This is a genomic window from Zemynaea arenosa, from assembly GCF_004614185.1.
Taxonomy (GTDB): Bacteria; Pseudomonadota; Gammaproteobacteria; order Burkholderiales; family Burkholderiaceae_D; genus Telluria; species Telluria arenosa.
This window is the reverse complement of the sequence record NZ_SPVF01000084.1, coordinates 38,594-47,247: the sequence shown is the minus strand read 5'-3', so window position 1 is coordinate 47,247 and position 8,654 is coordinate 38,594. Positions and strand designations below refer to the sequence as shown.

10 protein-coding genes are annotated in these 8,654 nt (G+C 64.6%); 7 read left to right on the top strand and 3 right to left on the bottom strand.

The genetic code is table 11. The features are described from left to right. Positions 1-345: 345 nt before the first annotated feature. A complete protein-coding gene (locus E4L96_RS06215) occupies positions 346-1,122 on the bottom strand; it encodes an enoyl-CoA hydratase (RefSeq protein WP_135206348.1) in 777 nt (258 codons plus the stop codon). Between the two features lie 101 nt (positions 1,123-1,223). Here E4L96_RS06215 and E4L96_RS06210 point away from each other — a divergent pair, with 101 nt between their 5' ends. Next, the gene (locus E4L96_RS06210; protein ID WP_229414253.1) at positions 1,224-2,489 is read left to right on the top strand and encodes an MFS transporter; all 1,266 of its coding nucleotides are present in this window, start codon (positions 1,224-1,226) and stop codon (positions 2,487-2,489) included. Here E4L96_RS06210 and mltA read toward each other — a convergent pair. Beyond that, positions 2,464-3,747 (bottom strand): murein transglycosylase A, encoded by a 1,284-nt coding sequence (gene mltA / locus E4L96_RS06205; protein WP_135206347.1) that lies wholly within the window; start codon positions 3,745-3,747, stop codon positions 2,464-2,466. The genes E4L96_RS06210 and mltA overlap by 26 nt on opposite strands. Positions 3,748-3,758: 11 nt before the next feature. Between mltA and E4L96_RS24555 the strand changes: the two genes are divergently transcribed. After that, on the top strand, positions 3,759-3,884 hold the full coding sequence (locus E4L96_RS24555; RefSeq protein ID WP_267874317.1) for a hypothetical protein: 126 nt from the start codon (positions 3,759-3,761) through the stop codon (positions 3,882-3,884). On the opposite strand, the gene apaG is transcribed toward E4L96_RS24555, so the two are convergent. Beyond that, positions 3,885-4,259 carry a Co2+/Mg2+ efflux facilitator ApaG/CorD gene (apaG, locus tag E4L96_RS06200; RefSeq protein WP_135206350.1) on the bottom strand — a complete coding sequence of 125 codons (375 nt, stop codon included), beginning with the start codon at positions 4,257-4,259 and terminating at the stop codon, positions 3,885-3,887. It abuts the gene before it with no gap. Positions 4,260-4,341: 82 nt separating this feature from the next. Here apaG and rpe point away from each other — a divergent pair, with 82 nt between their 5' ends. From rpe to E4L96_RS06175, 5 genes are all read left to right on the top strand, one after another. Then, complete coding sequence (gene rpe, locus E4L96_RS06195) at positions 4,342-5,004, top strand: ribulose-phosphate 3-epimerase (protein WP_135206346.1); 663 nt, start codon at positions 4,342-4,344, stop codon at positions 5,002-5,004. Then, a complete protein-coding gene (locus tag E4L96_RS06190) occupies positions 5,001-5,681 on the top strand; it encodes a two pore domain potassium channel family protein (RefSeq protein ID WP_135206345.1) in 681 nt (226 codons plus the stop codon). Before rpe ends, E4L96_RS06190 begins: the two co-directional genes overlap by 4 nt. Before the next feature lie 5 nt (positions 5,682-5,686). Beyond that, positions 5,687-6,388 (top strand): phosphoglycolate phosphatase, encoded by a 702-nt coding sequence (locus tag E4L96_RS06185; RefSeq protein ID WP_135206344.1) that lies wholly within the window; start codon positions 5,687-5,689, stop codon positions 6,386-6,388. A 193-nt stretch (positions 6,389-6,581) separates the two neighbouring features. Continuing rightward, on the top strand, positions 6,582-8,078 hold the full coding sequence (trpE, locus tag E4L96_RS06180; RefSeq protein ID WP_135206343.1) for an anthranilate synthase component I: 1,497 nt from the start codon (positions 6,582-6,584) through the stop codon (positions 8,076-8,078). Beyond that, the gene (locus tag E4L96_RS06175; RefSeq protein ID WP_135206342.1) at positions 8,079-8,642 is read left to right on the top strand and encodes an anthranilate synthase component II; all 564 of its coding nucleotides are present in this window, start codon (positions 8,079-8,081) and stop codon (positions 8,640-8,642) included. Positions 8,643-8,654 lie beyond the last annotated feature (12 nt).

Below are 8,654 nucleotides of genomic sequence, written 5' to 3'. Positions count from 1 at the left end.
ATGCCGCCAGCGTTCAATCTGAGCCAGGATCAAACTCTTCAGTTTAATTCCTGTTTTTGCTTTGTTTCCAAAGCAGGTCGCTCTTCTCAAGATACTGACGTTCCTCTTGCGAGGTCACGTTTATTTCTTGTGTCGAGCATTTGATAAATATTTTGAGTATCACCGGCAAGCCGGTGGCACCTTCATCAAACGCCCACACTTATCGACTGTTGATTGTTAAAGATCCAGCCCTGAGGGCCTTCTGCTATCGCTGCGAATCGTTGTGTTCGTCAGCAGCAGAGAAACGAGATTATGGGACTTGCGCTGCGCTGCGTCAAGCCCCGCTTTGCGAAAAATCGTGAAAAGTCACAGGCCCTCGAAGTTCGGCTTCCGCTTCTCCAGGAACGCGTTCATGCCCTCGCGCTGCGCCGGCGTGCCGAAGCCCGCGTGGAAGTAGCGGCGCTCGTAGCGCACGCCCTGCGACAGGGTGGTCTCGAAGGCCTGGTTGACCGCGTCCTTGATCTGGATGGCCACCGACACCGGCATCTCCGCGATCTGCTGCGCGATCGCCACCACTTCCTCCATCAGCTTCTCCGCCGGGATCACGCGCGACACCAAACCGGTGCGCTCCGCTTCCGCCGCATCGATCATGCGGGTGGTGAGCAGCATGTCCATCGCCTTGGACTTGCCGATCGCGCGCGGCAGGCGCTGGGTACCGCCAGCGCCCGGGGTCACGCCGACCTTGATCTCCGGCTGCCCGAACTTGGCCGAATCCGCGGCGACCAGGAAGTCGCACATCATCGCCAGCTCGCAGCCGCCGCCCAGGCAGTACCCGGCCACCGCGCCGATCACCGGCTTGCGCACATTGAGGATGTGCTCCCAGTTGCGGCCGATGTAGTTATTGGTATGGGTCTCCTGATAGTCGTAGTTGACCATCGCCGCGATATCCGCACCCGCTGCAAACGCCTTCTCGCTGCCCGTGAGGACAATGACGTTGACCGCCGGGTCCTTGTCGAAGGCGTACAGCGCCTCGCCCAGCTCATTCATCATGTTGTCGTTCAGGGCGTTCATCGCCTTCGGGCGGTTCAGGCGGATCACGGCCACTTTGCCGTGGGTCTCGATCAGCAAATCCTGATATTGCATGGGGCACCCCTTATTCAAGAAGAGAAGACAATTAAAGACAAAGCCGGGATTGTAGCGCCACTCCCGCCCCGGTATCATCTCCAGCTCGCACTGTGCCACCCATGCCGATCCCCTTCGTCGCCTACTTCAAGAACCTGCTCCAGGACCCGCTGCTTGAAAGCGCCGACTTCCGGCGCTACTGGCTCGTCACGACCCTCAACGACTTCGGCGCCCAGATCACGACGCTCGCCATGCCGCTGTGCGCCGTCCTGCTACTGCACGCCTCCGCCGCGGAGATGGGCACCTTGAGCGCCATGCAAGCCCTTCCCTTCGCGCTGTTCGGCCTTCCGTCTGGCGTGCTGCTGGACCGCTACCGCCGCCTGCCCATCCTCCTCGCCAGCAAGGCCACCTTCGGCCTCGCGCTGGCCAGCGTGCCGCTGGCCTGGTGGCTCGGATGGCTCTCGATGCCGTGGATGTACGTGGTCGGCTTCCTGATGGGGACCGTGAACGTGGTGGGCGGCAGTGCGGAGCAAGTGTTCGTGGTCCATCTGGTGGGCCGCGAGCGGATGACCGACGCGCAGTCCAAGATCGCCGCTTCCGACTCGGTCTCGCGCCTGCTCGGACCGGGCCTGGGCGGGATCCTCATCCAGGTCCTAAGCGCACCAGTCGCTCTCCTGCTGGACGCGCTCACCTTCTTCTACGCCATCTTCAGCCTGCGCCGCATGGGCGTGACCGAGGCGAAGCCCGAGCCCACTGGCCAGCATCCACTGAAAGACATGGCCGAAGGGCTGAAATACGTGTGGCAGCACGAGGTGCTGCGGCCACTGGCCTGGATGGCCGGTATCTGGCACATCCTCTTTTACGGCTACCTAGCGCTGAGCGTTATCTTCGCGACCCGCGTCCTCGGCCTGTCGCCTGGCCAGATCGGCGTGGCGCAAATGCTCGGCGGCGTCGGCGTGCTGGCCAGCTCCATCCTGCTCAAGCCGCTCACCCGCAAGCTGGGCGCCGGCGGCGTCATTGTAGGGGCGCTGGCCAGCATGGCACTGGTCTGGACGCTGATGCCGCTGCTCCCGCGCGATCCATTCGGCTCGCACGCCCTCACGGTCGTAGCCTACGGCGCGCTGGTCTTTATCTTCGACTGCGGGGTGATGCTGTTCTTTATGCCCTACGTGACGATGCGCCAGCGCGTGACGCCGGACGCCTTCCTGGGCCGCATGATCTCCACGATGCGCTTCGTCACCGTGGCCACGGCGCCCGTCGGCGCCTTCCTGGCCGGCGCCGTGGGCGAGCAGTTCGGCGTCCGGACGGGCCTTGCCTGCATCGCCGTCGTCGCCATTGCGCTGACGGTGTGGGTGGTCGGCTTTACTTCGATCCGCCGGCAGCCGTGACCATCTGGCGCGGCAGCAGCACCCACAGGCGGCCCTGCTGCTTCATCAGGCCCGCCTTGTCCTCGGCATCCTTGCCGAAGCCATAGAAGAAGTCTGCCCGCACCGCCCCGCGGATCGCGCCGCCGGTATCCTGACCCATCACCAGCTTCTGCATCGGTACATCGCTGCCCGCCTGCGTGGTCGCCAAAAAGATCGGGGCGCCCAGCGGCAGCAAGGTCTGGTCGATGGCGACCGAGCGCGCGGGCGTCAGCGGCACACCGAGCGCGCCCTTCGGTCCGACGCTGGGGTCAGGGATCGGCGACTCCCTGAAGAACACATAGCTCGGATTCGCGTTCAGCACTTCCTGCTGGCGTTCCGGGTGCGCGGCCAGCCACGCCTTGATCGACTGCGCGGAGACCTGGTCGCGCGGCAGCAGGCCCTGGTCCACCATCCAGCGGCCAATCGCCAGGTAAGGGTGCCCGTTCTGGTCCGCATAGCCGATGCGGACCATCTCACCGGTGTCGTCCAACTGCACGCGGCCGGAACCCTGCACTTCCAGGAAGAAGGCCTCGACCGGGTCGTTCACCCACATCAGCTCCTTGCCCGGCAGGCCGGAACGCTCGATCTCCGCGCGGCTGCCGTAGGGGACCACCTTCTTGCCAACCACCCGGCCGCGCAGGCGCATGTTCTTCAGCTGCGGGTACACGGAGCCGAGATCGACGACCAGTAGATCGTCCGGCACTTTGTAGAGCGGCGTCTGGAAGGCGCCGGCGCGCTTGCGGGAGCCATGCAGCATCGCCTCGTAGTAGCCGGTGATGAGGCCCGTGTCCGAGCCATCCGGCGAACGGACCATCTGCGGCACGAAGTTCGCCTCGAAATAGTTGCGGATGCCGACACTGTCGCTGCCATCAACGCCGCGCGCGGTGGCGCATACCTCGGCCCAGTCGGACCGCTTGCCCAGCACCGAGCATGAAGACAGGAACGCCGGCCATGCCTCGCGCAAGTCGTCGGTGCCCCATCCCGGCAGCTCCGCGAACGACACGGCCGTGAACAGCGGTGCCGGCGGTGGCGCGGGCTGCTCCGCCACGGGCGGCTGGACCGGCGGCTGGACCGGAGGCGGCACGGGCACCGGCTGCACCGGCGGCGGCATCACCACCGGCGGCTTCACCCGCTCCGGCGCCGGTTGCTGGACAGGTTGCGTGGTACATGCCGCCAGCAGCACCGCCACGGCGGTCAGCGGAACGGTTACACTGCGGCGCATCGAATAACGAATCGGCATGGGTGATCGGTATGTGGCTGTTGATGTTGGAGGCTGGCTTTGCGCTGTTTCTGCTCGTCTTTATCGTCTGGTGGACGGCGTCCGGCCGTAAGCCGGACAGCACGCAGCGCGACGAACGCCAGCCTGACGACAAGTAATCAGTGCAAGGTCCGCGGCAGGGACAGCACGAACTCCGGAATTTTGGCTACGAACTGCGTGCCGTCTTCCGCCACGCAGAAGTACTCGCCCACCATCGACCCTTGCGGGGTGGCGAGCTGGGTGCCGCTCGTGTACTCGAACTCCTCGCCCGGCTGCAGCAAGGGCTGGTGCCCCACCACGCCCAGGCCGCGCACCTCCTGCACGTGATTGTGCGCATCGGTGATCACCCAGTGCCGCGAGATCAGCTGGGCTGGAATGCTCCCCGTATTCTTGATGGTGATGGAATAGGTGAAAACAAAGTTGGTGCGCTCGGGATCGGACTGCTCCGGCAGATACTGCGTGCGGACCGAAACGGTAAATTCGTAGGTAGCCATCATGTTCCCCGGATGAAGGCGACATCATACTCCGGCAGCGTAAAATAGCGGATCTTGACCATCCAGCCGTTCCGCACGCCCTATGACCACCTACCGCATCGCTCCCAGCATCCTGTCCGCCGACTTTGCCCGCCTGGGCGAGGAAGTGCGCAACGTCGTCGCCGCCGGCGCTGACATCATCCACTTCGACGTGATGGACAACCACTACGTGCCCAACCTGACCATCGGCCCGCTGGTGTGCCAAGCCATCCGCCCGCACGTGCAGGTGCCGATCGACGTGCACCTGATGGTCAAGCCGGTGGACCGCATCATTCCGGACTTTGCCAAGGCCGGCGCCAACATCATCACCTTCCACCCGGAAGGCTCCGAGCACATCGACCGTTCTCTCCAGCTGATCCGCGACCATGGCTGCAAGGCCGGCCTCGTGTTCAACCCGGCCACCCCGCTCAGCTACCTCGAGCACGTGATGGACAAGATCGACATGATCCTGATTATGTCCGTGAACCCGGGCTTCGGCGGCCAGTCCTTCATCCCGCAGGCGCTCAAGAAGATCGCCGAGGCGCGCCGTCTGATCGACGAATCGGGCCGCGACATCATGCTGGAGGTGGATGGCGGCATCAAGGTCGAGAACATCGCCGAAGCCGCGGCTGCGGGCGCGGACACTTTCGTCGCCGGCTCCGCCATCTTCGGCAAACCTGACTACAAGGCCGTCATCGACGCCATGCGCGCCGAACTGGCGAAATGACCTGGCTGCGGCGCTTCCGCCCCCGCGGGCATCCGTCGGCGATCCTGCTGGTGGTGCAGCTGCTGTGTGTCGTGCTTTATCCGTTCATCGAGGACACGGACTACGGCCGCACGGCCCTCAATGCCGTGGGCGTGTTCGTGCTGGTGCTGACCATCCGTACCGTGGAGAAGACACCGGGGCCGACCTGGATCAGCGTCGCCCTCGCGATCCCCGTGATCGGCCTGCTCGGCATGCAGAGCCTCGGCCACATGGAAGCGCTGCTGCCCTGGTCCGCCGGACTGGAAGCGATTTTTTACTTTTACGCCGCCATCAGCCTGATCGCCTACATGATGCATGACGACCAGGTGACAGCGGATGAACTGTTCGCCGCCGCCGCGACTTTCACCTTGCTGATCTGGGCCTTCACCCACCTGTACGTGATGATCCAGGCGCTGCAACCCACCGCCTACTCGGAGATCGGCACGCTCAGAAGCTGGTCGGACCTGAACCACCTGAGCTTCGCCCTGCTCACCGGCACCGGCATGGGCAACGTGGTCGCCGTCTCCAAGCATGCGCGCTCGGTTGCCAGCATCGAGATGATGACGGGGCTGATGTACCTCGCTACCGTGGTCACGCGCCTGATCGGCTTCACCATGCACCCATCGCGCCGCAAGCCGCCGTCGCACACCGAAGACTGACCCACATGACCCGCTTCGCCCACCGCATCCGCGCCGCCATCGTCGACCTGGACGGCACCATGCTCGACACGGTCCCCGACTTTTACGTCGCCATCAACCGCATGCGCGCGGACTTCGGCCTGCACCAGCCGGTGACGCACGAGCAGATCGCGCAGCTGGTCGGCAAGGGATCGGAGCACCTGATCCGCGGCGTGCTGGCCCTGGACTACGACGACGCCGGCGTCGAGCAGCGCATCGAGGAGGCAATGACCGCCTACCAGCGCCACTACATCGCCATCAACGGGGACCACAGCACCCTCTACCCCGACGTCAAGGAAGGCCTGCGCGCGCTGAAGGAAGAAGGCCTGAAGCTGGCCGTGGTGACCAACAAGCCGATGAACTTCGCGGGCCCCCTGCTGGACAGGAAAGGCCTGCGCGGCTACTTCGACTTCGTCTTCGGTGGCGACTCCTTCCCGAAGAAGAAACCGGACCCGATGCCGCTGACTGAAGCCTGCAAGGCGCTCGGCTGCCCCCCCGAGCAGGTGGTGGCTTTGGGCGACTCCTCCAACGACGCCCACGCCGCTCGCGCGGCCGGCTGCTACGTGCTGACGGTACCGTATGGTTACAACCACGGCGTGCCTGTACACGAAATCGAATCCGATGGTATAGTTGACACGTTGCTGGAGGCGGCAACACTGATTCGTCAACACAATCGCGACGTCCTGTAACTCTCACATGCTCTTCAAAAAACACACTGTCACTCACGGCGGCTCGATCGAGGCCTGGCTGTGGCGACGCTGGCAATCCCGGGCTCATTGATCCCCCGATTGCTGCCGTGCGTCTTCACGCCGGCAGGTTTTTTGAACCACGCCACCCCTCGCCTCTGACACGCACGCTGTCACGGGTGGCCCGGAGAACAGCATGACCGAACTCGAATTCAAATCGCTGGCCAACCAGGGCTACAACCGCATTCCGCTGATCGCTGAAGCCTTCGCCGATCTCGAAACCCCGCTCACCCTCTACCTCAAGCTGGCCCAGACGCAGCAGACCGGGAAGAACACCTTCCTGCTCGAATCCGTCGTTGGCGGCGAGCGCTTTGGGCGCTACTCCTTCATCGGCCTGCCCGCATCGACGGTGGTGCGCAACAGCGGCACCCGCACCGAGGTGGTGAAGAACGGGGAAGTGATCGAGACCCACGAGGGCAACCCGCTCGAATTCATCGAGCAGTACCAAAGCCGTTTCAAGGTGGCGCTGCGCCCCGGCCTGCCGCGCTTCTGCGGTGGGCTGGCGGGCTACTTCGGCTACGACACGGTGCGCCACATCGAGAAGAAGCTGGCGCACTCGCAGCCGAAGGACGACCTGGGCCTGCCCGACATCCAGCTGATGCTGACCGAGGAGCTGGCGGTCATCGACAACCTCTCCGGCAAGCTGTATCTGATCGTGTACGCCGACCCGGGCCAGCCCGAGGCCTACGCGAAAGCGCGCCAGCGCCTGAAGGACCTGCGCATGATGCTGAGGCGGGGCGTCGATGCGCCAGTGACGTCGAGCTCCGTCCGCACCGAAGCGGTCCGCGAATTCGACAAGGCGGCCTACCTGGAAGCGGTGGCCAAGGCCAAGGATTACGTGATGGCCGGGGACCTGATGCAGGTGCAGATCGGCCAGCGTATCCGCAAGAAGTACACCGATTCGCCGCTCACCCTGTACCGCGCGCTGCGTTCCCTGAACCCATCGCCGTACATGTACTACTACAACTTCGGCGACCTGCAGATCGTCGGCGCCTCGCCGGAGATCCTGGTCCGCAACGAGACCGCGCCGGACGGCGGCAAGACCGTCACGCTGCGCCCCATCGCCGGTACCCGCCCGCGCGGCGCGACGCCGGAACGCGACGCCGAGCTGGCGAAGGAACTGCTGGCCGACCCGAAGGAAATCGCCGAACACGTGATGCTGATCGACCTGGCCCGCAACGATCTGGGCCGCATCTCCGAGATCGGCAGCGTCAAGGTCACGGACCGCCTGGTGATCGAGAAGTACTCGCACGTGCAGCACATCGTCTCCAACGTGGAGGGCCAGCTGAAGGCCGGCATGTCCAACCTGGACGTGCTGCGCGCGACCTTCCCAGCCGGGACGCTCACCGGCGCGCCGAAAGTGCGTGCCATGGAAGTCATCGACGAGCTGGAACCGGTCAAACGCGGCATCTACGGCGGCGCCTGCGGCTACCTGTCCTTCGGCGGCGAGATGGATGTGGCGATCGCCATCCGCACCGGCGTGATCAAGGACGGCATGCTGTACGTGCAGGCCGCCGCCGGCATCGTGGCCGACTCCGTGCCCGAAATGGAATGGCAGGAAACCGAAAACAAGGCGCGCGCCGTGCTGCGCGCGGCCGAACAGGTCCAGGATGGCCTGGACGGGGAGTTCTAAATGCTGCTCATGATCGACAACTACGACTCGTTCACCTACAACATCGTGCAGTACTTCGGTGAGCTGGGCGAGGACGTGCGCACCGTGCGCAACGACGAAATCACCATCGCCGAAATCGAGGCGCTGAATCCGGACCGCATCTGCATCTCGCCGGGGCCGAAGACCCCGACCGAGGCAGGGATCTCGCTGCAGGTGCTGCAGCACTTCAAGGGCAAGAAGCCGATCCTCGGCGTGTGCCTGGGCCACCAGGCCATCGGCCAGGTGTTCGGCGGGCGCGTGGTGCGCGCCAAGCAGGTCATGCACGGCAAGACCTCGGCCATCGCGCACACCGGCGTGGGCGTGTTCACCGGCCTGCCCTCGCCTTTCACCGTGATCCGCTACCACTCGCTGGCCATCGACCGCGCCTCGCTGCCGGACTGCCTGGAAGTGACGGCATGGACCGACGACGGCGAAATCATGGGCGTGCGCCACAAGGAATTCGACATCGAGGGCGTGCAGTTCCACCCCGAGTCCATCCTCTCCGAACACGGGCACGCAATGCTCAAGAACTTCCTGCAGCGCTGATCAGAAGGGACC

Bases quoted from the DNA above. Each gene is read 5' to 3' on its own strand.
- mltA (WP_135206347.1), bottom strand. From the start codon at position 3,747: ATGCCGATTCGTTATTCGATGCGCCGCAGTGTAACCGTTCCGCTGACC.
- rpe (WP_135206346.1), top strand. From the start codon at position 4,342: ATGACCACCTACCGCATCGCTCCCAGCATCCTGTCCGCCGACTTTGCC.
- E4L96_RS06215 (WP_135206348.1), bottom strand. From the start codon at position 1,122: ATGCAATATCAGGATTTGCTGATCGAGACCCACGGCAAAGTGGCCGTG.
- E4L96_RS24555 (WP_267874317.1), top strand. From the start codon at position 3,759: ATGTGGCTGTTGATGTTGGAGGCTGGCTTTGCGCTGTTTCTGCTCGTC.
- E4L96_RS06175 (WP_135206342.1), top strand. From the start codon at position 8,079: ATGCTGCTCATGATCGACAACTACGACTCGTTCACCTACAACATCGTG.
- trpE (WP_135206343.1), top strand. From the start codon at position 6,582: ATGACCGAACTCGAATTCAAATCGCTGGCCAACCAGGGCTACAACCGC.
- E4L96_RS06210 (WP_229414253.1), top strand. From the start codon at position 1,224: ATGCCGATCCCCTTCGTCGCCTACTTCAAGAACCTGCTCCAGGACCCG.
- E4L96_RS06190 (WP_135206345.1), top strand. From the start codon at position 5,001: ATGACCTGGCTGCGGCGCTTCCGCCCCCGCGGGCATCCGTCGGCGATC.
- E4L96_RS06185 (WP_135206344.1), top strand. From the start codon at position 5,687: ATGACCCGCTTCGCCCACCGCATCCGCGCCGCCATCGTCGACCTGGAC.
- apaG (WP_135206350.1), bottom strand. From the start codon at position 4,259: ATGGCTACCTACGAATTTACCGTTTCGGTCCGCACGCAGTATCTGCCG.